Origin of the sequence: Marinibium conchae (genome assembly GCF_015595035.1) — a bacterium.
Lineage (GTDB): Bacteria > Pseudomonadota > Gammaproteobacteria > Enterobacterales > Alteromonadaceae > Glaciecola.
Window position 1 is genome coordinate 720,510 of sequence record NZ_JADNRN010000003.1, and the last position, 23,815, is coordinate 744,324.

The window sequence follows — 23,815 nt, forward strand, 5'->3', positions numbered from 1 at the left end:
TTTGCTTAGTCTATGAAGTCGTCCATACTAATTGCGTCTAAACCCGAAAGAGGATCATTTTCGTCTTCAGTATTACTGACAGCTATGCCGAGTAAACCGCATAAAACCTTATGACGAGCCAGAGTCGAATCCACATAGACCTTTTCGAGCTTAGTAAGCTTACCGGTTTCCGCTTTGTCTAGTAACGCTTGCAATTTTGTATCAGCCTCAATCGCATTGAGCTCATCTTGAGGGCTATTATATTTTGCCTTTATCGTCTCTTGACTAGACTTGATATTTTTGTGGCGGAGCAAGTCTATAGGCTTTTTGCTACCTATTCTTGGGTCGCTTTTAGTTCGACTGGTCTTTTCTTGTGCGCTTTCAACAACTGAATTACGGGTGCCTGGTTTATTACCTTTCTTCTTGCGCACGCGATCTGATGGAGCTCGAACGATAGGGATCGACGATTTAGGTATACCAATCTGTCCTACCTTTCTGGATTTCTTTTTAGCCATGATTTCCTCGAATAAATAACAAAGTGCTAAGCCTAAGCTTCGCTTGCTTTTATTATACCTGAGGAAGGCTAAGGATTTCCGATTAATAAAAAAATAATGTGAATGTTGGGAATTATTTTTGACATGCTCGGTCTATATAAGGGTAGGTAGTTGATGAAAAAAAAATATCTACGTGTGTCCTAGTTGAGTGTGCAATCTAGTTCGTAAATAATTTACTTAGTCCCTAAATTATTTTGTTCTAGAAAGAAAAAAGGTGATAGCGCAAGCTATCACCTTGATTTAATGAGTGTCTAATGACACCTCTCCCGTATTAGCACTTCATGTGCTTTTGTTGTTCATAATGTTATCTATCTCTTTTTATTGTTATTGACGATATGATAACGAACTTTGTTCTAGGTCTTCCTGACGCTTTATTATTCTGTACTCAGACTGCGACTTTGCTTTACCAGAGCGACTAAATCATAGTGGCTACAAACTTGGCATCACGCTGTTGCTCTGAAGATGAGTAGATAATACGCTAAAAAAACTAATTTACAACTTTTTTACAAATAAAAAGTAACAAATTTTAATTAGTGTAGTCCGCCCAGATACTTAGCTAAAGTTTCTATTTCTTCATCGCTCAATTTTGCAGCAATATCACGCATCATTCCGTTCATATCATTGTTTCTCGTGCCGTCACGGAACATTTTTAATTGAGAAATTGTATACTCGGCATGTTGCCCACTGATTACTGGGAAGCCAGCTAAGCCCATACCTTTTCCATCTGGACCATGACATGCAATGCACGCGGTAAGTCCTTTCTCAGCATCGCCGCCGCGATAAAGTTTTTCACCTGCTTCAATCACATCTTCAGGGGTGGTTCCTGCTTTCATGTCTTGGCTTGCAAAATACGCTGATAGGTCAGCGATATCTTGGTCAGAAAGTGCCGCTGCCATACCGTTCATTACCGCATTGTTACGACCTTCTTTGCCACCTGTGCGAGATGCAAGACGGAACTCCGTAAGCTGTTTAGCAAGGTATGCTTCATGTTGCCCTGCAATCTTCGGGTTCATCGCTATCATGCTGTTACCATCGGTACCGTGGCAGGCTGAACATGTAAGTGACTTCGCTTTCCCTGCTTCAGCATCGCCTTGTGCGAGAGTTGCTGATGACAATCCAAAAGTTAAACAAATAAGCAACGCTATTTTTTTCATACTTAATCTCTTTCTACGGGTGACGAGCTGTTTGATACTCAAAACATCTTTGAGATCCGTGTATTGTACACAAATAATTAGCAAAAAAAACGATTCCACATCTTTTGCATGGATTTAAATCAATGATGGGTAAACAATTTACCACAGTTTTTACAGCATATTGGCTTTCCTAAATAGCCTATCGGAGAAATTCACGCTTGTCTGAAGTACTTTTTATACTCAATTCATAGTAGAAATAGGTTCAAACCCAAGGTAATTTGCTACAATGCCCACCAGCGAAGAACGCCAAGCCATTTTAGAAGCGAGACCATGTCCTATTTTACAAAAGCTAAATTTTTAACGAGTGCTCCAAACATTCAACATCTTACTAATTCAGATGGTATGGAAGTCGCGTTTGCCGGGCGCTCAAATGCTGGAAAGTCTAGCGCACTAAATCGCCTCACCAGGCAGAAGGGCTTAGCACGGACCAGTAAAACACCAGGGCGCACCCAATTAATCAACATGTTTGAACTTGATGAACAACGCAGACTCGTGGATTTACCTGGTTATGGCTACGCTAAAGTGCCGCTAGATATGAAGCTTAAATGGCAACAGTCCTTGGGTGAATATTTGCAAAAACGCGAGTGCTTGAAAGGCCTCGTAGTGCTGATGGACATTCGTCATCCTTTAAAAGACCTCGATCAAAACCTCATTCGATGGGCGGTGGAAGTGAATCTACCAGTGCTCATATTACTGACTAAAGCCGATAAATTGAAAGCTGGACGCCGCAAAGCGCAAACCTTGATGGTACGTGAAGCGTCTTTGGCTTTTATGGGGGATGTTACCGTACATGCTTTTTCTTCGCTGAAAGGAACTGGGCTAAATGAATTAGAAAACGTGCTTTACCAGTGGTTTAATATTGAAAAGCCACTTAAGAAAGAAAGCACGCAAAACGCTGATTAGCTTGTTGAACAGAAAAAAGAAAGCCTCGTTAAAAACGAGGCTTGAAAATACCACTACAAGGGACACAATACGTAAACACACATCTTCATATTCTGTACTTCTTATGACGCTGCTCTTTCGCTTAAGTTCAAATTATTTTTCTATTCAGGCAATAAATCGTTTTTGTATTTACGAGAGACCTTTACATTGTCACCAGATCTCAGCTGAGCAATGTATTCACCATTTGAGTTTGGTGTGAGTTTTTTCATTAGTTCGGTATTAATAATTGCCGAGCGACTCACCCGTTTAAAAATGTCATTACATAGCTGTTCCTGCAACTCTTTCATTGTCTTTCTAATAATATGAGTGCCATCTTGAGTGTGCACACACATGTAATCGCCGGCTGCCTCAATCCAATAAATGCTGGCTAATTGCAGCTTTATCCACTCAGTGCCACTTTTAAAAGAAACATGATTCTTTACTTCATTTAACTTACCAGGTTCGGCATGTTGTAAGTTCGCCATAAAGGTGTTTAGGGAATCCCCGGTCTTGTTTATTAGCATTGAATTAAGCTCTTGTTGTTGTTGCGCTAAACGCTGCTTTTCATTCTCTGCGTGAAGTTTGTTTATGCATGATTCAAGCCTATCATCGGCGTAGGGCTTCAACAGGTAATCAAAGGCTTCAAAGTCAAACGCGTCTAGCGCAAACTCCTTAAATGCCGTCACAAAAACGATGCGTGTAGAATATTTATTCTGTTTTAACCATTGTGCGAATTGCAGGCCTGATATACCGGGCATTTCGATGTCTAGAAAAATGAGGTCGGGCTGCAGTTCATCGAAGGAGAGTTTTGCTTCGGTGGCTGAGGCGAAAGAGCCGAGCACCTTTATTTTATCATTGTGCTGCAAGCGTAGCAGCAGACCTTCTCTCGCAAGGGCCTCGTCGTCAACAATTATTGATGTAAGAATGTTGTTCATGCATGTTCTACCGGAATGATTATGTGCACTTTAAAACCTTGTTCAGGTGCTGCATGAATTGTAAATTTATGCTCTCCTGGATAAAGTACATTGAGCCTGTCTTTTATATTGTTGATGCCGACTCCCTTATGCTTCGTTTGTTCTGGGCTTGTCGTTGTTGTCGTTGTAGGTATCGGAGTTTGGCCAGGACCATTATCAAAAACACTCAGATGCAATAGCCCTTGCTTGGTCGCCGCCTCGATACATATTAGCCCATCAGAAGTCATCTTTGCGATGGCATATTTAATTGAGTTTTCTATGAGGGGTTGCAAAATTAGGCTTGGAACAAGCACATTCTCTGCTTCTTCACTGATCCTGATATCAACCTTTAAACGTTCTTCAAAACGTGTTTTTTCAATTTCCAAATAGAGCATGCTTGCTTTTATCTCTTCATACAGGGCTACCTTTTTTTCGGGGTCGTTATCTAAGGAAAAGCGTAGGAAGGTAGAAAGGCGTATGAGCATGCCATTAGCTTTAGCTGTATGTTCGCTGAGCACCAGTGTAGATATTGCGTTTAGTGTATTAAACAGAAAGTGTGGGTTAATCTGGTAGCGCAACATTTTTATTTGAGCTTGATGCGACAGTCTGACTGCGTCGATGTGTAGTTGCTTTTCTTGCATAAGCCGATAATGATAGTTGATGCCAAAATATAATGAGCTCCACACTAAAATCATAAAAAATGAGTAGCTTAAACCTGTCAGTATCGCCCAGGGGTTTTGCTCTTCATTATTAAATGCTGCAAACCAATCCACAATGCTCATGTCTTTGTTGAAATACCACATAGTGAGGTTTTTACTTGGTGTCCAAATCAGCGCAACAACTAGGCTTGCACACGCAATAATTAAAATGAGATTGCTTGGTGTTGAACTCCAGCAGTCGCGGTAAATATGACGTAAAGGCAAGGTTAGTAAGAGTGCCATCGAAGCACTCAAAAACAATGGAAAAATAACTGCCCAACTAGCATCTGTTTCGTGAGTAAAGAGGATATTGTCAAAGGAAAAAATCACGATGTATGCAAGCCAACCCGACAAGTGCAGGGTCCAAAAATTGGGCTTTTTGTTGGCCTTGTTATCAATACTGTGCATTACTTTCCTTCCAATGATGCTGAATAATAAGAGTAACTCATGTTGTTTCAAACAACAGCGCTTATCGACGAATAACGTATTAATGCGATTGAATGCTTGGCGCATACACTGATTAAGTCTGCATAGCTATAACGCAAACTATAAAAAAAGAGCCCGTAGGCTCTTATTGTGCAAGGGAGTCGCTTGCGTTTACTCAAGCGAAAAACACAAAAGTTTGATGCCTTATTTCCTCGTGTCACTCTGGTTATCCATAAGCTTTGCCAAGTATTCTTCACTCAAACTCGGCGAAAGGTGTTTTGCTACAACAAATGCATTTTCAGAAAGAGCGAAATCCAGAGCGCTCATGCCGTTGCAAACAAGACCTTTTTTCACATCTCGTATTTTTATGTGAGTCTTTTTAAGGGCAAGTTTAAGTTTAAAACGATTATTTGACTGAATTGCTTCACAAATTTTAACTAACTTGCGCTCTAAGCTTGGAGAAATATAGTCAACAGGAGTAGGGCTTGCTTGTAGGCTGGCGACAATAGCAAAGCTGCCAATAAAACCAATAGAGACTTGGATTACTCTTTTTATAGTGGCGCTTTGATTTGTTGTGATTTTCGTAAATGTGCTGTTTGTCGTCGTGGCTTTAGTAGTAGCATTTTTCATCATAGTTACCTTTGCTGTTAATTAACTTCCTCTTAATGAGGATGTGTTAATTACATGACAGCAAAGGCAATTTGTATGCACTGATGCGATGATGTGCGGTAATTTAGGCCAAAAAAGCCCGAACTACCTTTTAGCGCGACGAGTGCTGCGGGGGCTTACGGGCACATGCGATAAACTAGTGCGCTTCGTCCCAGTTATCACCAATACCAACGTCGACAACCAAGGGTACATCAAGCTCAACCGTATCTTCCATCAGCGCCTTTATCTTGGCAATGTATTCATCAACACGTTCGGCCTTTATTTCAAATACAAGTTCATCGTGAACCTGCATGATCATTAAGATGTCTTCATCGTTAATGTCATTTATCCAAGCATCTACATCGATCATTGCTTTTTTGATAATGTCTGCCGCAGTGCCCTGCATGGGGGCGTTAATAGCCGCACGCTCGGCTCCTTTTCGGCGCATGGCATTGCTTGCTTTAATATCAGGCAAATACAAACGGCGACCAAATACGGTGCTTACATAGCCTGTTTGTTTAGCTCCCTCACGAGTTGATTCCATGTAGGTCAAAACACCTGGGTAGCGTTCAAAGTATAAGTCCATGTACTTTTGCGCATCGTGCCTTGGAATATTGAGTTGCTTCGACAAACCGAACGCCGACATACCGTATATTAGCCCAAAGTTAATTGCCTTAGCGCTTCTACGCTCATTCACCGATACTGCATCTAGCGTGACGTCAAAAACTTCAGCGGCGGTTGCGCTATGGATATCTTTGCCAGATGAAAAGGCGCTAACTAAGCCAGGGTCTTTGCTTAAATGTGCCATGATCCTGAGTTCTATTTGGCTGTAATCAGCTGCTACCACCTTGTAGCCTGGGCGAGCCACAAAAGCCTGCCTTACTTGCCTACCTTCGGCTGTTCTGATCGGAATGTTCTGTAGATTAGGATCTGTGGACGATAATCTACCAGTGGCTGTCACCGCTTGATGATAGGAAGTATGCACGCGTCCAGTGCGATGATGAATCATCTTTGGTAGTTTATCGGTGTAGGTATTCTTGAGCTTAGTTAAGCCTCTATAAGCCATGATTTTTTTCGGTAGTTCATATTCCAATGCTAACTCTTGCAGCACTTCTTCGGAGGTTGATGGGGCGCCTTTTGGTGTTTTCTTTACTACCGGAAGGTCCATTTTTTCAAAAAGGATATGTTGCAACTGCTTGGTTGAACCTAAATTAAAGCTCTCACCTGCAAGCTCGTGTACGTCGGTTTCTAGCTCGAGTATGCGAGCTGCTAAGGTCTGGCTTTGTTGGTTAAGCAGTTGACTGTCGATGAGCACACCGTTTTGTTCCATCTTTGCAAGCACAGAAGCCAATGGCACTTCGATGTCGTTGAGTATGTAGGGTAGGTCACCTTTAAAACGAATTAATTCATCAAGCGCTTTATGTAAACGCAAAGTCACGTCGGCGTCTTCAGCAGCATATGGCGCAGCTTCATCCATCGCTATTTGATTAAAGGTAAGCTGCTTAGCACCTTTACCCGCTATTTCTTCGAAGTGTATGGTCTTGTGACCAAGGTATTTCAAAGATAAGTTATCCATGTTGTGTTTTGTCGCTACACTATTAAGAACGTATGAAGCAAGCATGGTATCGGATAAAATTCCCTTTACCTGAATGTCATAATTGGCCAATACATTTTTGTCATACTTCACATTTTGACCAATTTTCTTCGCAGTATCATCTTCAAATATTGCCTTCAGCTTGCTTAGTGCGACATCGCGGTCGAGTTGATCTGGCGCGTCAGGATAGTCATGCGCAAGTGGAATGTAACATGCGTCGTTGTCGGCAATGGCAAAAGAGAGGCCTACTAGCTCTGCTTGCATATAATCTATACTGGTGGTTTCGGTATCAAAGGCATAATAACTTGCGTTGTTGAGCTTGTTAATCCAAGCATCGAGTGCCTCCTCAGTATATACAACTTCGTATTTTTGGCGGTCCAATTCAATGCCAGAACCCTCACTTGGCGTAAGGTCACTTTCAGCGTCACTAGCTTTGTTCTTAGCTGCATCTTTATCATCACTCACTTCTGCCAACCAGCGCTTAAACTCATATTCAGCAAATAAGGTTTTTAATGCAGCTTTATCAAGCTCGCCCATGGTTAGCGTAGTGGGTTCGTATGCTAACTTAAGGTCGCAAACAATGGTGGCAAGTTCGTATGATAAGAAGGCTTGTTCTTTATATTGCTCAATTTTCGCTGCCATGGTTTTTGCACCACGAAATTCCAGCGTTGCTATCTTATCGAGATTGTCATAAATCTCAGCGACTCCGCCAATTCCATTTAACATCGCAACAGCGCTTTTATCGCCCACCCCTGGAATACCAGGAATGTTGTCGACTTTATCGCCTTTCATGGCTAGGTAGTCGATGATCAAATTAGCAGGAACCCCAAATTTCTCTACAACACCGGCTACATCCATGGTGGTGTTCGTCATTGTATTGATGAGTGTTACGTGTTTATCAACAAGCTGAGCCATGTCTTTGTCACCCGTGCTGATCACGCAATCAATACCTTGTGCTGAGGCTTGGCGTGCCAATGTACCTATGACATCGTCGGCTTCAACACCGTCTTCAACAATAATGGGAAAGCCCATTGCTTTAATGATTTCATGCAAAGGCTTTATTTGTGAACGAAGCTCATCAGGCATAGGTGGACGGTTAGCTTTATATTCTTTGTAAATATCGTCGCGAAAGGTTTTTCCTTTGGCGTCAAATACAACAGCAATATGACTGGGTTGATAGGTGCTCATTAGGCTGCGTAACATATTAACGACGCCATAAATTGCCCCAGTATCTTGTCCTTTGGAATTGGTTAATGGGGGTAAGCCGTGAAAGGCCCTGAATAAATAAGATGAGCCGTCAACTAGGACGAGAGGGCTTGTTGATTGTTTTTCCATCATTTGCTCGGTGTATTCGATAATTGCGTTAAGAATGCCATATTTATTGGTGTGTAGCTAGGAAATGAGGCAATCATGCCTGTGGATAACTTTGTGATTAACTTATTGATAGGCACGACAAAATGTACCTGTCCACGCTGATGAAAGGTATTGTATATTGGAATGTGTAGAATAATGTTTGAGGAAAAACTGAATCCCGATATTATTTTTATTATTTCCATTTTATTGCTCAGCGTGCACTGTGAGAATTGGCATTGGTAAAAGCTTGCCAAGTGATCGCTGATTAAGAAGTAGAACGACGTCAAACTCTGCTCTACTTATCCACTAAAATTTAGCACAAATTTTCTAAGATCCAAGCTTTATTTTTGCTTATTTTTTTTCTCTAAGGGGAACAATAAGTTATGTTTTTAGAGAAATACGTAGAATATCAAGCTAATTCAATTTACCATTCTACTAATTCATATCAGCCTAGCAAAAAGACCATGCCATTTGCCCTTGATTTAGAGCTGTGGGCACCCATTTTTGTCACTAAGGCTTATGTATATCTTGCCACAATAAAAAAGGCATAGTGGAAATGCAATACCGCGCCATTATTCGTATTCTAGGTTTATTAGTTGCACTGTTTAGTGTGACGATGATTCCGCCTGCCTTAATTTCGCTTATTTATGGTGACGGCAGTGGCTTGGCTTTTATTCTTGCCTTCGTATTATCTATCCTTACTGGCTTGGCTTTTTGGTACCCGAATCGCAGACAAAAAGCAGACCTTCGGGCCAAGGAAGGTTTCTTGATTGTTGTCCTGTTTTGGACGGTACTTGCCAGTTTTGGTGCGCTCCCTTTCGCGTTATTAGAACAGCCACAAATGAGCATAACCGACGCTATTTTTGAATCCTTCTCAGGGCTAACAACAACGGGTGCGACTGTGATAGAAGGAATCGAGTACCTACCTAAGGCCGTACAGTATTACCGTCAGCAGTTGCAGTGGTTGGGTGGTATGGGGATCATTGTATTAGCGGTGGCGATACTGCCTATTTTAGGGGTAGGTGGTATGCAGTTATATCGTGCTGAAACCCCTGGCCCGGTGAAAGATTCTAAAATGACACCGCGTATTGCCGACACAGCAAAGCATCTTTGGTATATATATTTGTCGTTAACGATTGCTTGTTCAGCTGCTTATTGGGTAGCTGGTATGAATTTGTTTGATGCAGTTTGTCATGCGTTCTCGACTATCGCGATTGGTGGCTTTTCTACTTATGATGCGAGCTTAGGACATTTTAATAGCGTTGCTGTGAACGTAGTGTGCGTTATCTTTTTATGGATAGCTGCGCTCAACTTTTCATTGCATTATGCTGCGGTATCGGGGCGTAATATTCGCAATTATTTCCGTGATCCTGAGTGTAAGGCCTTTTTTACCATACAGCTAAGTTTGGTAACTCTGTGTTTTGGTGTCTTAGTGTATCATTCGGTATATGAAACTGCCGAGATGGCGCTCGACCAAGCACTTATACAAGCGGTTTCCATCAGCACCACCGCCGGATTTGCAACCACCGACTTTAGTTCTTGGCCTGCATTTTTACCAATCATTCTAATATTTTCTAGTTTCATTGGTGGTTGTGCTGGTTCAACGGGAGGTGGTTTAAAAGTCATTCGAATCTTCTTACTTTTTTTACAAGGTAAGCGGGAGGTTGATAGACTGATTCATCCAAAAGCTGTGTATTCAGTTAAACTTGGCGACCGCTCAATGCCCGACCGTGTTGTTGAAGCTGTTTGGGGCTTCTTTTCTGCCTACGCTATAGTGTTTGTAGTGATCATGATTGCCTTAATAGCCACCGGCATGGACGATATCACAGCCTTCACAGCAACTGCCGCCACGCTGAATAACTTAGGCCCTGGCCTGGGTTCAGTCGCAGGTACTTACGCGGATGTCACAGATATGGGGAAATGGCTGCTGGTTATCGCCATGCTGTTCGGGCGATTAGAAGTGTTTTCGCTTTTGGTTCTATTTTCTCCCACTTTTTGGCGCAGCTAAGCCTATTCTACTTTGTTAGCCAAAGAACAAGGCTGAAGGCTGGAACAGCTTTTCAACGTCGTTTATGAATTTCTTATCAACTAAAAACAAGATGACGTGGTCATTTGCCTTAATCGTGGTATCGCTGTGCGCAATGATCACTTCATCTTCACGCACGATTGCTCCAATTGTTGTTCCCGGCGGTAGCTTAATGTCTTGGATTTGTTTACCAACCACTTTTGATGTGTTTTCATCACCATGGGCAATCGCTTCTATTGCCTCAGCCGCACCGCGACGAAGAGAATAGACGTTTACGATGTCACCGCGTCGTACGTGGGTTAACAGGGCTGATATCGTAGCCTGTTGAGGAGAGAAGGCGATATCGATTTCGCCGCCTTGCACTAAATCAACATAGGCACTGCGCTGAATCAGTACCATTGCTTTGGCTGCGCCCATGCGTTTTGCCAACATGGCCGACATAATGTTTGCTTCATCATCGTTTGTTACAGCAATAAAGGCATCAACCTGCTCCACATTTTCTTCGCTGAGCAAGCTAGAGTCGGAGGCGTCGCCGTGGAACACGATGGTTTTATTTAGCATGCTCGATAACTGTTTGGCGCGTTCTTGGCTGTACTCTATGAGCTTGACGTTATGTTTGTTTTCCAAACGTTTTGCTAGGCCTGCGCCAATCAAACCGCCACCCGCGATCATGATCCGTTTATAACTTGATTCCAATTTTTGCAGTTCGCTCATCACTGCGCGAATGTGCTTAGTGTCGGCTATGAAGAACACTTCATCATCGGCCTCGATCACAGTTGACCCTAGTGGCCTGATCGGTTGTCCGCGTCGATAGATGGCGGCCACCCGTGTATCTACATTCGGCATATGTTCTTTCAATGCCGACAAGGCATGGCCTACTAACAACCCGCCATAATAGGCCTTAACAGCAACCAAACTGGCCTTTCCGTCAGCAAATTCTACAACTTGAAGTGCCCCTGGGTAGTCAATTAAGCGTTTGATTGCTTTGGTAACTAGTTGCTCGGGTGCGATCAAGTGGTCGATCGGAATGTCTTGGCTTTTGAATAAACTGTCTTGATAAATAATGTACTGTTCGGAGCGAACGCGCGCTATTTTAGTTGGGGTTTTATAAAGGCTGTGGGCAACTTGACAGGCCATCATATTGCTTTCGTCGCTGTTAGTTACCGCAATGAGCATGTCGGCGTCTTCGGCACCTGCCTTTTTCAAAATATCAGGGTGTGAGCCAACACCACATACCACTTGCAGGTCTAACCGGTCTTGAAGGTTGCGAAGGGTGTCCATATCGTTATCGATAATAGTAATTTCGTTCTTCTCGCCAACTAAGTTTTCAGCTAATGTGCCACCAACTTGCCCCGCACCTATGATGATGATTTTCATTACGTATTTCCCTAAATTCTATTCAGACTTTAGCAGTCTTGCATAATAGAAACCATCCATTTGTGCATCGCCGGGTAAAATTTGTAAGCCGGGTTGAGTTGGGCTTTCGTTTTTGTGCAAAGGCACAAGCTTGGCATCTTTATTGTTTGTTAGGAAGTTCGCTATTTGTTCTGTGTTTTCTTGCTTGAGTATGGAGCATGTTGCATATAACAAAGTGCCGCCTGGCTTTAATCGGCCCCAGATTACGGCCAAGATTTTTTTCTGCAATTCTACTGTGTTTTCAATGTCGGCTGATTTTCTTAACCAACGAATATCAGGGTGGCGACGAATAACGCCGGTGGCTGAGCATGGTGCATCAAGTAAGATTTTATCGTAAGTCGTATTGCCAAGCACTCGCTTTAACACTTCTTCGCTTGATGCATCAGCGACGTATAAATTAAGGCGATCACCAAAATGCGTTTTGTGCCCCAAACGCGTCATATTCTCATCAATACGTTCTAAGCGCTCACCATCGCTATCAATTGCATCGAGCCGTGCTAATTGATTTTGGCTCTCTAGTAAATGAGCCGTTTTACCTCCTGGTGCAGCGCAGCAATCAAGTACCGTGTCGCCAGGCTGAACATTCAGTAGCTCACTTGCAAGTTGGGCTGCAAGGTCTTGAACTGCAAAGGCGCCGTCGTCGAAACCCGGAAGTTGGGTAACGTCGCTGCGCCTTTCTAAGCGAATAGCGGCGCTGGCATTGAAGGCGCTGTGCAAGTCCCAGCCACAATTCTCAAAGTTGGGTTCAGCGTAGTCAATTTCCTCACTATTAAGTTTGTCACAAAAACTAGTTTTGCTTTCTACTCTATGATTAATCCGTAGCCATAGTGGCGGACGTTCATTCATATTCGTCGCAATACTCTCCACTTGCTCGGGGTATTGAGCGAGAAGTTGTTTATAAAGCCATTTCGGTAGCCCAATATTCACGTGTGGCTGATCGATTGCTTGTGACGCAATGTCCTTGCGCTGAAAGTTGCGCAAGTTAGCGTTTACTAAGCCTTTGAGGCCATGATGGCCAAGTACAGTACTAGCTTCAACGGTTTCAGAAACGGCAGCGTGTTCTAATGTACGACTGAAATGTAGTTGATAAAAACCAAGCATAATTAAATGCTCAATGAGCTTATGGTCGCCCTTTAATGGTTTGTCGAGTAACTGACGTAGCCAATACTGCAACTTAGGTAATTCACGTAAGCAGCCAAACACCATTTCCTGCAACCAAGCTTTATTATTAGTCTCATGCCTAGCAAATACTTTAGGCATCACGTCACGGGAGGACTTTCCATGCTCCAATATTTGAAATAACACCCAGGCGGCATCTGCTCGTAAATTTGCTCTGTGGCTTAACTGGTAAAGATTTTGCCCTTGGCGTTTTGATTTTTGATGTCTATGCGGCTTCATATTGGTTGATGTGCAGAGCTGATAAGCTCACCTTCAATGAAAAGATCGGGCTTACCATTAATGATATCACTGGCTTCTTGTGCCTTTTTACCGGGTATTTGAATACAAGTGAGAAGTAGATTGTGCTCTCTTGCCGCAACTTCAATACCTTCTTTACTCACCGAAACAATGGTCCCTACTGGATACTCTTCAAAAGCTTCTACTACTTGTGCTGCGTGCACTTTCAGTGCCAGCTCTTTGTGTTCAAACCATACCATTGGCCATGGATTGAAAGCGCGCACGTTTCTAGCTAATTGCGCCGCACTTTCTTGCCAGTTAACCTTAGCCTCTTCTTTTGACAGCTTATTTGCATAGCTAGCGAGGCTGTCATCTTGGACTACCGGTGTCAGGTTTTCAATGTTGTCGATGGCCTCTATCAAAGCTTCTGGACCAAGTTCAGCGAGATCGTCGTATAAACTTGCACTGGTTGCTAATGGAGGAATAACCATGCTTTTTTCGAGTAATACAGGCCCTGTGTCTAAGCCTTCATCCATCTGCATTACACTTACCCCAGTGAATTTATCACCGGCCCATATTGCACGTTGTATTGGGGCCGCACCTCGCCATTTGGGGAGTAGCGAACCATGCACATTCAAACAACCTAATCTGGGGGTGTGCAGTACCGCCGCTGGGAGAATGAGGCCATAGGCTACCACGATCATAATATCAGCCTGAATTGCAGCCAATTCTTCCTGTGCCGCTTGAGTCTTGAGGCTCTCTGGTTGGTATATGGGGCAGCCGGCCTGTTGTGCTAAGACCTTGACCGCGCTCGGACTGAGTTTTTTGCCGCGCCCAGCGGGGCGGTCAGGTTGAGAATACACCGCAACAACCTCATGTTCAGAGTCTAGTAGCGCCTGAAGATGCTTTGCTGCAAAATCAGGTGTGCCGGCAAAAATGATTTTCAATGAAGTGGCCAATGCTTATTCACAACCCTATTAGTAGTTAAGTTTATGCTTTAGATGCTAAGCGAGCTTCTTTTTCTAATTTCTTTTTGATTCTATTGCGCTTCAGCGGAGACAAATAATCCACGAAGAGCTTACCCTCTAAATGGTCAAGTTCGTGCTGAATGCAAACTGCAAGTAGGCCTTCTGCCTCCAGCTCAAAGCTCTCACCATTGCGATCCAGTGCTTTTACCGTCACTTTTTCTGCACGATCAACTTTTGCGTAGTTATTTGGTACTGACAAGCAGCCTTCTTCGCTAATGGTTGAACCTTCGCGAGCAATGATCTCTGGGTTTATGAATACTTTCGGCTCGTCTTGCTCTTCAGAAACATCCATTACGACAACACGTTGATGCACATTTATTTGTGTTGCTGCTAATCCAATACCTTTCTCGTCCTTCATGGTATCAAACATGTCGTCAACTAAATTGCGTATTTCATCGTTAACTTCCTTTACGGGAGCCGCGACTGTGCGTAGTCTCTCGTCTGGAAATGTAAGTACTGTTTTTACTGCCATTGTTAAATTTACTCTTATTGTCAGTATTGAAAAATATACTATTCGTGTAGAATAGTTATTTAAAGCTTGCTTTAATTGTCTATTCTAACGCATAAGGCATAGTCTGTGGTCTAGATATAGGTTAATCTTATCAAAAATAAACCGATAACTACTACGGGCATTTAATTTAATGGTCTGTGGCAAAACCAGCCCGAAGTACAGGCGACCAACAGGAATATCAAGAGTAGTATAAGAATGACTATGATAAAAAAACTATCAATGCTGGCACTCATCGTTTGTGGCACCTTATTAGTGAATATGAAATCAGCATTGGCAGATATCATCAATATTAAGACGGATGCACCACAAACCTATGTGGTTAAAAAGGGAGATACTCTTTGGGATATCTCTAACTTGTTCCTTGATCAGCCTTGGCTATGGCCAGAATTATGGCGAAATAATACGCAAATAGAAAATCCCCACCTTATCTATCCGGGGGATGAATTACGTTTGCGTTATATCGATGGTGAGCCGGTAATAGAGTTGGTGCGCGACAAAACCTCTATTTCGCTAACACCAGATTCATCTACAAAAGTGAAGCCTTCGCCTATCGGTGTGTTACCTTGGAAGGTACTTAGCCCATATATTCGAAACGATAGAATAATGTCGGCTATGGCTTACAACAAACTACCTCACTTATTAGGTGATAATGACGGTGTTACCGCTTATGTTGAAAAAGACTTTGTATTGAGTCATCGCCTACCGGACGAAAACGCTGAGTATGAGATAGTTCGCAAAGAAAAAGCGCTTATGGATCTCAATGGTGAATTAATTGGTTTTCAAGTTCGCAACGTAGGCCGTGTTGAAGTTATGGCAGGCGGCGGTGAGCAGCAGATAGTTCGCCTTGTGAAAAGCAACAGTGAAGCTCGCCGCGGCGACAAGTTAAGTCCTATTGAGGAATTCGATACATCTGATTTAGTGCTTTCAGCAGCAACCGATCAAGTTGGCGTTTTAATCGCAAATATTGAAGAGCGTCGTCTTATCGGTAAGCGTGATGTTGTTGTCATCAACCTAGGTTCAGACGAAGTGAGTCCAGGCATGGTGATGGGGGTTTACAAGCAAGGTCCAGTTATCATAGATGGTGAGCAACCAAAATATGAAGTATCAAGAAGTAAACTGAAAGAACTTCTCGATTTAGAAGAAAGAATTGAGCAACCAGCATTCAAGATTGGCGAGCTCGTTGTATTTAAGACCTTTGATAACGCAAGTTACGCTTGGGTTACAAAATCTAATAAGCACATGATGGGCGGGGAGTTTGTGGGTAAACCATAAACCCCTTATGCTGCAGCAGGGTTGACTCACTGAGCTTTAGTATAGGCATGGTTTCAGCGCTGCTTGCAGCAATATTTATACACTGATTTTTGACCAAGGAAGGGCAAAATGATCACATCTAACGCCGATATTAACTATTGGCTAGCGTTAACAGCAATACCTAAAATTGGCATTGCTGGTCTGCTTTCAACTGCACGCCACTTTAAAACAAACATTGCAGCACTTGGTGACATTTCTGGCTCGTCTTTGCAAGCCTACGGGTGGACCGATGAGCAAATTGCTTGCTTAAGCGAACAGAATCCTTTTACCCAAAAAGCCTATAATTGGTTACACGACATCGATACCTCATCTTTATCTGAGACGAGTGATGCACAGGGGCGTTTTATCATCAGCTATGATTGCCTCGAATATCCCCCATTACTAAGAGAAATATCTCAGCCTCCGATCCTATTATTCGCAGACGGCAATATCAATTTGCTTGCTGAGCAACAACTTGCCGTAGTTGGTACACGTCACCCAAGCGCCGGTGGTATTAATGCAATAAACACCATTGTTGCCGAGTTAGTAAGAACGTCGAATATCGTCATTACCAGTGGGCTTGCTCTTGGGATTGATGCTCAATGCCATCAGACTTGCTTATCGAACTCAGGTAAAACAATAGGCGTTCTGGGTTGTGGTATTGACCGTATTTATCCACAACGGCATAAATCGCTATATGCAAAAGTCCAACGCTCAGGCTTGCTATTGAGTGAGTTTCCACCAAGTGTATTACCCAGTCCAAAACACTTTCCTCGGCGTAATAGAATTATTAGTGGAATGAGTTGCGGAACCTTAGTTGCCGAGGCAAAAATTAAAAGTGGTTCACTGGTAACTGCTAAGTATGCATCTGAGCAAAATAGAGAGGTGTTTGCGATGCCAAGCCACATTCACAACTCTCAAGCTAAAGGTTGTCACTGGCTTATCAAACAAGGCGCGAAGCTTGCAGAATGCGCGCAGGATATTCTAGATGAGTTACCGATTAATCAAAAACAAAGCTTGGCAATGGCGCCGTTGTTAGATACTGTATCTACAGACCTGAAAGAGTCTGTCGATGCAATGATAAGCGAGGCTGCCGACCCAATCCTTCAAGCGATTGATTACGACCTTACTTCTATCGACGATATTGCGAAGCGTAGCGGCGAGTGTATACCTAACTTGCTTACAAAATTATTAGAATATGAGTTGCGCGGAATTGTGGCCTCCACTTCAGGAGGTTACCTTAAATTGAGGGCTTAGCAATGTTTGATATCCTCATGTACTTATTTGAAAACTTAGTACACAGTGAGAGTGAATTTCGAGTTGACCACGATGAGTTAACCGATGAGTTATTGAGAGCGGGTTTTCATCTCGACGAGATATACAAGGCCCTCGCCTGGGTCGAAAAGCTTGCTCAACTGCAAGAAACAGAGGCAAAACCCTATCTGTCTCGTGTGGCGGTACCAAGCAGTACTCGCGTTTATACCCCTGAAGAACATACTCGCCTTGATACACAGTGCCGCGGCTTTTTGATGTTTTTAGAGCAAGTCAAAGTGCTGGATATTAGCACCAGAGAAATGGTTATCGACCGCACTATGGAAATTGAGTCAAACGAGTTTTGCCTACAAGACCTAAAATGGGTGGTGCTGATGGTGCTGTTTAACGTGCCTGGCAAAGAGTGGGCATACGAGCAAATGGAAGATCTTCTGTTTGAAGAGCAGGAAGGGCCCTTGCATTAGCTTGTGTCATTGCTAGCACAATCATTTTGGTAAATATCGACCATGGCAAAAATTGATCACAAGCTGTTTAGTGCAAACCAACATGCGTTGGACCAAGCTTACGGTGAGTGCCCCGAATGCAGTGCGAAGCTGGTAATTAAACATGCAAACAAGTCTTCTTTTCTTGCGTGCCAAAACTACCCAGACTGCAAGCATACTCAACAACTGCATAAGAATGATGTCAGCATACTGAAAGTGATGGCGGGGTCTTCTTGTCCTGAATGTGGCCAAGAACTGGCTGTTAAAAAGGGCCGCTATGGCATGTTCATCGGCTGTACTGGTTTTCCTGAATGCCATTATATTGCAAGTAAAGATGGCCTTTCTCAACAGAGTGAACATGCCGCAGTTACTTGCCCAAAGTGTGAAAAGGGTGAATTAGTTAAGCGACAAAATAAGTTTGGAAAGCACTTTTATGCCTGTAATGCCTACCCAAAGTGTAAGTATATGCTGAACGCCGAGCCCGAAGCTATGCCCTGTGAAGCCTGCGGGTGGAAAGTGATGACCAAAGTAGAGAGTCAGAACAATAGTAAAAAATTAGTTTGCCCTCAAGTGAACTGTCAGCATATTCAAACACTATAATTAGTTCAACAGACAGGTTATCCATATACCTTCTATCCGATACACATTCACATTATTTTATTAGTAGGGCAGTAATATGCAGTTATTTATCGACGCTTTCCATCACCAACAATGCTTTTCTTATCCTACCGAAGCCGTTTTTGGCTTAGGCTGTGACCCTCTATCTGAAAAAGCAATGATGGATATCCTGAGTCTTAAATCTCGACCAGTAGAAAAAGGCGTGATTTTGATCGCAGGAAGTGTTGAGCAATTAGATTCATTTATTGAACTCGACAAGATAGCAGAGGCAAACCAGGAAAAAATCTTTGCCTCGTGGCCTGGGCCTTTTACGTGGCTATTGCCTAAGTCGGCGAAAACGCCATCATGGGTCAGTGGTAATTCGGATCTTGTTGCAGTACGAGTGACCAATCATCCTTTAGTTAAGGAGATGTGCGCTGCCGTGAACAGCCCTATGGTGTCGACAAGTGCTAATCCGGCAGGTAAAGAGCCGGCAAGAACAGAGCAGCAAGTTGTTGACTATTTCGGTTCTGAACTGCTTGTTGTTGAAGGCGCATTAGGTGAGCAACAACAACCAAGTACGATTATTAATGGACTCACATTAGAAACATTGCGATCATAGGACATCCATAGAATAACTTGGTTATCTCTTTGATACTTTAAAGAGCAACACTTCTACTTTTAAAGAGGCAGCATGGTAAGTCAGCAACAAATTGATGAAGTAAAAGCTTTTTTAATGAAGCTTCAAGATAATATTTGCCAGACCCTTGAGCTATCTGACTCTAGAGGTTCTTTTCACCAAGACGAATGGCATCGTGAAGAGGGGGGAGGTGGCCGTTCAAGGGTGCTTACAAATGGGCATTCCATTGAACAAGGTGGCGTAAATTTCTCACATGTATTTGGCGATCAAATGCCAGCATCTGCAACGGCTTCACGACCCGAGTTAGCCGGGCGGCGCTTTCAAGCAATGGGCGTGTCGCTGGTTATTCATCCGCACAACCCTTATGTGCCCACATCGCATGCTAACGTCCGCTTCTTCATCGCCGAAAAAGAAGGTGCTGAACCCATCTGGTGGTTTGGTGGTGGCTTTGACTTAACCCCGTCATTTCCATTTAAAGAAGACTGCGTGCATTGGCATAGCGTGGCAAAAACAATATGCGATCCCTATGGCGACGATGTATATCCAAAATACAAGAAGTGGTGTGACGATTATTTTTATTTAAAACACCGTGATGAAACGCGAGGTGTAGGTGGCTTATTCTTCGATGACTTAAATGAAGCCGGTTTCGAACAAAGCTTCAGTTTTATGAAAGACGTTGGGAATGGCTTTTTAGATGCATATGTACCCATTCTCGAAACTCGAAAAAATACGCCGTTTACTCAGCGAGAGCGTGACTTTCAACTCTATCGACGTGGTCGCTATGTTGAATTTAATCTAGTTTACGATCGAGGCACACTGTTTGGCTTGCAAACAGGTGGTCGAACCGAGTCTATTTTGATGTCGATGCCACCATTAGCTAGGTGGGAATACAATTATCATCCCAACGCGGATTCACCGGAAGGAAAAATTCAAGCTTTCCTTAAACCTAGAGATTGGCTGGCTGAATAGCCAGCTTTTTTCATTCCCTACAAGCTTCAATGCATGAAAAACTTGCGTTAGATCAATTCTTTCTTCGTAAAAGCCGAGCAAAGCTCCAAAGTTAATCCAGATCAACTTTCTTTGTTGTCCCTCATATTAGGATTACTAACATTAAGTGGCCGTGGCCATCAGCTTTTAGTTTTAATAATCACTCAAGAGAGAAAATAAATGAAAAATGCTCTAACAAAAACAATAGTCGGTGCAGCTGTATTAGTAGGTCTTGGTTTTGCGACATCAGCAATGGCTCATGAGAAAGGCGACTTTGTTATTCGTGGCGGTATCACTAATGTTGCACCAAATGATGATTCTTCTAATATTCTTGCCGGTGGTGCAGACCTTGGCTTAGGCATCACTGTTGATAGTAATGCGCAATTAGGCTTGAACTTCGCTTATTTTCTAAGTGATAACGTTAATGTGGAAGTGCTCGCAGCAACGCCATTCACTCACGATGTTAATTTTGGTGCGTCTGATCCATTAGGTACTGGAGATGCTTTGGGCGAAGTGACTCATTTGCCGCCTTCAGTTACCGCTAACTATTATTTTGCTGATGCTTCTTCTGCATTTCAACCTTACGTAGGGGCCGGACTTAACTTCACCATTTTTTTTGATGAAGAATTTACTTCTGCAAACAGAGCTGCAGGTTTGTCTGACTTAGAGCTTGATAGTTCGTTTGGCCTAACTGCTCAAGTAGGTGCTGATTATATTATTGATGATCAATGGCATGTTAATGCGTCTTTACGTTGGATAGATATTGATACTGAAGCGTCATTTAAAGTAGGTGAGGCGGACGGTGCAGTAAACGATATTCAAATAGACCCCATCGTATTTACTGTCTCAGTTGGCTACACTTTCTAGCTAAGCACTAGTTATCGCGTATTCATTTGTGTGTTCAGCCTCTATTCGTAGGGGCTTTTTTATTCGCATAGAAAATCAAAATTTCTACAAAATACACAGAACATATCGCCATTTCATGACAGTTTATAGTAATCTCTATGCATCATTACTGCGCAGCCAATATAACTATATTCAATGTCAATAAATCAAATACACACCAATGATCTCACCCACAAGCTAACGAAAACTGCAGAGCAAAATATAGCCCTCGCTACGTCTGGGAGAATAGCTAAGCTTGCCGTATATGGAAAACCTATAGAGCAGAGTAAGTCGCCCATTATTCATCAAATGTTTGCCGAGCAGTTTGATATTACGATTTCCTATGAAAAAATCCATGGTGAACCATCAACCTTTCTTGCTCAACTCGACAACTTTTTTGCTCAAGAAACAGCGATTGGTGCAAATGTCACTATGCCATTTAAAGAACTTGCAGCAAATTGGGCACAGCATCAATCAAAAGAAGTGCAGCAGGCAAGTGCTGCAAATACATTAGTAAAAGTCGGGAGGGAGTTCTTCGCGCAAACGACTGACGGAAAGGGATTAGTATCTGATTTACTGCGTAATGAAATGCAGTTGAGGAATAAAACTATCTTGCTTATTGGTGCCGGTGGTGCAGCTCGAGGAGCCATATCGGCTTTACTGCAGGAGCAGCCTAGGTGTATTCACATTACTAATCGAACCAAAGCAAATGCGCAACGTTTGGTCGATGCTTTTGTTGATGAAAGAGTGATGGCAATTGCAGAAAGTGACTGCAGCAAACATCAATATGATCTTATCGTTAACGCTACATCTCTCAGCTTACAACAAGCTTTACCTAATCTGGACGATAGCTTATTTGCGAAACATACTGACGTTTACGATATGGTGTATCAAAGTCAAGATACGGTTTTTGTTGCCCACGCAAAAAAGTTAGGCTGTAAGAATGCGATAGACGGCTTGGGCATGTTGGTCGGGCAAGCTGCTGAAAGCTTTTATTTATGGTTCGGACGTCGCCCTAATGTTGAACCTGTACTGAGTTACCTGCGTGAAGAATTACGAGCAGGCAACTAATCATTGTTGCTTACTCAGGTAGCGCACGCTCAGTTAAATATTCTGCGCCTAATTTAACGTAGTTGACTGCACTTTGTTTCAAAAAGGCCAATTCACTATCTTTAAGGGGGCGGGCTTTTTTGGCAGGGTTCCCCACGTATAAAAAACCACTCTCTAGCACTTTATTGGGTGCGATTAGTGCACCAGCAGCAATAAAAACATCATCTTCCACAATTGCGCCATCCATCACGATAGCCCCCATACCGACTAAAATGCGATTGCCCAATGTACAGCCATGCAGCATACACTTGTGGCCAACAGTAACATCGTCACCAATAATCAACGGGTAGCCGTTTGGGTTTTTGTCTGACTTTCTGCTCACATGTAACACGCTACCATCTTGAATATTACTTCGCTTGCCTATGCGAATAATATTTACATCGCCCCTCGCCGCAACAAGAGGCCAAACGCTACTCTCTTCGCCAAGTTGGATATCCCCAACGAGTATGGCGCTATCGTCGATATAAACTGAGCTGGGAAAAGAAGGAGTAATAGTTTTATACGCTCTGATGGTCATATTCATTCCTAAGCGGTGAGAGTTGAACAATATTAACATATATTAATAGCTTTCTTGCATCAGAAAACCCCAGTTCAGCGTTAAGCCAGTTTAGCGTTAAATAAGAAACTTAAGCTCTCGTTTGTAGTATGAGCAGAAAATATGAAGAGGATGAGCTGAAGCCAAGTGAAACGTTAGTTAAGACACCAATGAATTCGGCTATCAATTCATGACATGATAAGCCAAACTCCAACCAAGCTGAGCAGAGAACCCGCAATTCTGTTTAGCCACTTGATTCTATCACCCTTACTTAATGCTAATCTGAGCCCCTTACCACCACTTGCATAAATCATCATGCATAAAAACTCACTTAGCATGATAATACTTACTAGCACTAACAACTGTGTACTCAGGGTCTTTTCTATATTGATGAAGGGGGGAAGTATTGAGACCATGAAAGCCCAACCTTTTGGATTGGCAATAGCCGTTACAAAACCCTGTGATATTAGTTGAAAGTTAGAAGCAATAGCTGTGCTGCCCTCTAAAGACTCAATGCTAGCTTTACTCATCCACATTCGCATACCCAAATAGGCAAGATAAATACCGCCGACCCACTTAAATATAGAAAAAATAGTTGGATAGTTCAGCATCAGGCTAGCAATACCCACTACTGCCATCACTGCAACGCTTGCTACACCAATTACCTCACCCAACATCATCCAAAGCGTGCGTCGTATTCCAATTGTCATGCCCAGAGTCATTGCTAAAGTCATACACATACCGGGTGTTATTGAAATGAATAGAAAGGTTGGAATGAATACCATCAAGACTGCAATGTCAGGCATATAGCTTTCTCGTTTATAGTACTTAACTAGGCAATATTGTAACTATTTTGTGAATAAAAGTACGAAATATAAGCCTTTAGCATGATTCTCGAGCGATCAACGCTAAAAGTGCATTTATTTTGCTAAAGAGGCTTGACCCCAATACTAATACCTGTAGAATGCGCGCCACTTCAACGGAGACATCCAAACGCAAGTTTAGAGCTAAGTTGAAGCGGCAAGTGTATTTACAATTTGTGTTGGGTTTTACATCGACTTCGGTCAAAAATAAATTCAAATAAATTTGCAAAATGGCTTGACAATAAATTGGATGTAGGTAGTATACGCATCCCGCTTGAGACGGCACGAAACGTGACTTTCAAGCCGCTGGTGAAATAGAAAGAAGCCAGCACGTTCTTTAACAATATAAAACAAGACAATCTGTGTGGGCACTCATTAAGAGTGTCGACAACAAAAAACGATTTACAAAAAATTTAATTGAAGAGTTTGATCATGGCTCAGATTGAACGCTGGCGGCAG

At 42.7% G+C, this 23,815-nt stretch carries 22 protein-coding genes; 10 read left to right on the top strand and 12 right to left on the bottom strand.

Annotation, left to right across the window (positions count from 1 at the left end):
• Positions 1-5: 5 nt before the first annotated feature.
• Together yihI and ISG33_RS14765 are read right to left on the bottom strand one after the other, a co-directional pair.
• A complete protein-coding gene (gene yihI, locus ISG33_RS14760) occupies positions 6-494 on the bottom strand; it encodes a Der GTPase-activating protein YihI (RefSeq protein ID WP_195734360.1) in 489 nt (162 codons plus the stop codon).
• 569 nt (positions 495-1,063) lie between these two features.
• The gene (locus ISG33_RS14765; protein WP_195734361.1) at positions 1,064-1,687 is read right to left on the bottom strand and encodes a c-type cytochrome; all 624 of its coding nucleotides are present in this window, start codon (positions 1,685-1,687) and stop codon (positions 1,064-1,066) included.
• Between the two features lie 309 nt (positions 1,688-1,996).
• Between ISG33_RS14765 and yihA the strand changes: the two genes are divergently transcribed.
• The gene (gene yihA / locus ISG33_RS14770) at positions 1,997-2,629 is read left to right on the top strand and encodes a ribosome biogenesis GTP-binding protein YihA/YsxC (protein WP_195734362.1); all 633 of its coding nucleotides are present in this window, start codon (positions 1,997-1,999) and stop codon (positions 2,627-2,629) included.
• A 140-nt stretch (positions 2,630-2,769) separates the two neighbouring features.
• Here the strand turns inward: yihA and ISG33_RS14775 are convergent, their stop codons facing one another.
• The 4 genes from ISG33_RS14775 to polA form a co-directional block, all read right to left on the bottom strand.
• Positions 2,770-3,582 carry a LytR/AlgR family response regulator transcription factor gene (locus ISG33_RS14775; RefSeq protein WP_195734363.1) on the bottom strand — a complete coding sequence of 271 codons (813 nt, stop codon included), beginning with the start codon at positions 3,580-3,582 and terminating at the stop codon, positions 2,770-2,772.
• Entirely contained in the window at positions 3,579-4,706 is a 1,128-nt protein-coding gene (locus tag ISG33_RS14780) for a sensor histidine kinase (RefSeq protein ID WP_195734364.1), read from the bottom strand. The genes ISG33_RS14775 and ISG33_RS14780 overlap by 4 nt, the downstream gene beginning before the upstream one ends.
• A 222-nt stretch (positions 4,707-4,928) precedes the next feature.
• Entirely contained in the window at positions 4,929-5,357 is a 429-nt protein-coding gene (locus ISG33_RS14785) for a DUF3718 domain-containing protein (protein WP_195734365.1), read from the bottom strand.
• A 172-nt stretch (positions 5,358-5,529) separates the two neighbouring features.
• Positions 5,530-8,301 (bottom strand): DNA polymerase I, encoded by a 2,772-nt coding sequence (gene polA, locus ISG33_RS14790; protein ID WP_195734439.1) that lies wholly within the window; start codon positions 8,299-8,301, stop codon positions 5,530-5,532.
• Between the two features lie 574 nt (positions 8,302-8,875).
• Between polA and ISG33_RS14795 the strand changes: the two genes are divergently transcribed.
• Entirely contained in the window at positions 8,876-10,327 is a 1,452-nt protein-coding gene (locus tag ISG33_RS14795) for a TrkH family potassium uptake protein (RefSeq protein ID WP_195734366.1), read from the top strand.
• Positions 10,328-10,342: 15 nt separating this feature from the next.
• Here ISG33_RS14795 and trkA read toward each other — a convergent pair whose 3' ends face one another.
• The 4 genes from trkA to def are packed head-to-tail and all read right to left on the bottom strand — an operon-like array spanning position 10,343 to position 14,656.
• Positions 10,343-11,722, bottom strand: a complete 1,380-nt coding sequence (gene trkA / locus ISG33_RS14800; protein WP_195734367.1) for a Trk system potassium transporter TrkA — start codon at positions 11,720-11,722, stop codon at positions 10,343-10,345.
• Between the two features lie 18 nt (positions 11,723-11,740).
• Entirely contained in the window at positions 11,741-13,159 is a 1,419-nt protein-coding gene (gene rsmB / locus ISG33_RS14805; RefSeq protein WP_195734368.1) for a 16S rRNA (cytosine(967)-C(5))-methyltransferase RsmB, read from the bottom strand.
• On the bottom strand, positions 13,156-14,115 hold the full coding sequence (gene fmt / locus ISG33_RS14810; RefSeq protein ID WP_195734369.1) for a methionyl-tRNA formyltransferase: 960 nt from the start codon (positions 14,113-14,115) through the stop codon (positions 13,156-13,158). Before fmt ends, rsmB begins: the two co-directional genes overlap by 4 nt.
• A gap of 31 nt (positions 14,116-14,146) precedes the next feature.
• Positions 14,147-14,656 (bottom strand): peptide deformylase, encoded by a 510-nt coding sequence (gene def / locus ISG33_RS14815; protein WP_195734370.1) that lies wholly within the window; start codon positions 14,654-14,656, stop codon positions 14,147-14,149.
• Positions 14,657-14,896: 240 nt separating this feature from the next.
• On the opposite strand from def, the gene ISG33_RS14820 reads away from it, so the two are divergent.
• From ISG33_RS14820 to aroE, 8 genes are all read left to right on the top strand, one after another.
• Positions 14,897-15,967, top strand: a complete 1,071-nt coding sequence (locus tag ISG33_RS14820) for a LysM peptidoglycan-binding domain-containing protein (protein WP_229333615.1) — start codon at positions 14,897-14,899, stop codon at positions 15,965-15,967.
• A 108-nt stretch (positions 15,968-16,075) separates the two neighbouring features.
• Positions 16,076-17,242, top strand: a complete 1,167-nt coding sequence (dprA, locus tag ISG33_RS14825; protein ID WP_195734372.1) for a DNA-processing protein DprA — start codon at positions 16,076-16,078, stop codon at positions 17,240-17,242.
• A 2-nt stretch (positions 17,243-17,244) separates the two neighbouring features.
• Positions 17,245-17,721 (top strand): DUF494 family protein, encoded by a 477-nt coding sequence (locus tag ISG33_RS14830; RefSeq protein ID WP_195734373.1) that lies wholly within the window; start codon positions 17,245-17,247, stop codon positions 17,719-17,721.
• 42 nt (positions 17,722-17,763) lie between these two features.
• Entirely contained in the window at positions 17,764-18,339 is a 576-nt protein-coding gene (locus ISG33_RS14835; RefSeq protein ID WP_195734374.1) for a DNA topoisomerase family protein, read from the top strand.
• Between the two features lie 76 nt (positions 18,340-18,415).
• Complete coding sequence (tsaC, locus tag ISG33_RS14840; RefSeq protein ID WP_195734375.1) at positions 18,416-18,958, top strand: L-threonylcarbamoyladenylate synthase type 1 TsaC; 543 nt, start codon at positions 18,416-18,418, stop codon at positions 18,956-18,958.
• 72 nt (positions 18,959-19,030) lie between these two features.
• Positions 19,031-19,945, top strand: coding sequence for an oxygen-dependent coproporphyrinogen oxidase (hemF, locus tag ISG33_RS14845; RefSeq protein WP_195734376.1), 915 nt, complete (start codon positions 19,031-19,033; stop codon positions 19,943-19,945).
• Between the two features lie 198 nt (positions 19,946-20,143).
• Positions 20,144-20,830, top strand: a complete 687-nt coding sequence (locus tag ISG33_RS14850; RefSeq protein WP_195734377.1) for an OmpW family outer membrane protein — start codon at positions 20,144-20,146, stop codon at positions 20,828-20,830.
• A gap of 174 nt (positions 20,831-21,004) precedes the next feature.
• Positions 21,005-21,919 (top strand): shikimate dehydrogenase, encoded by a 915-nt coding sequence (gene aroE / locus ISG33_RS14855; protein ID WP_195734378.1) that lies wholly within the window; start codon positions 21,005-21,007, stop codon positions 21,917-21,919.
• A gap of 10 nt (positions 21,920-21,929) precedes the next feature.
• On the opposite strand, the gene ISG33_RS14860 is transcribed toward aroE, so the two are convergent.
• Positions 21,930-22,475: a gamma carbonic anhydrase family protein gene (locus ISG33_RS14860; protein ID WP_195734379.1), complete on the bottom strand. Its 546-nt coding sequence runs from the start codon at positions 22,473-22,475 to the stop codon at positions 21,930-21,932.
• A 206-nt stretch (positions 22,476-22,681) separates the two neighbouring features.
• Positions 22,682-23,299, bottom strand: a complete 618-nt coding sequence (locus ISG33_RS14865) for a LysE family translocator (protein ID WP_195734380.1) — start codon at positions 23,297-23,299, stop codon at positions 22,682-22,684.
• Between the last annotated feature and the right edge of the window lie 516 nt (positions 23,300-23,815).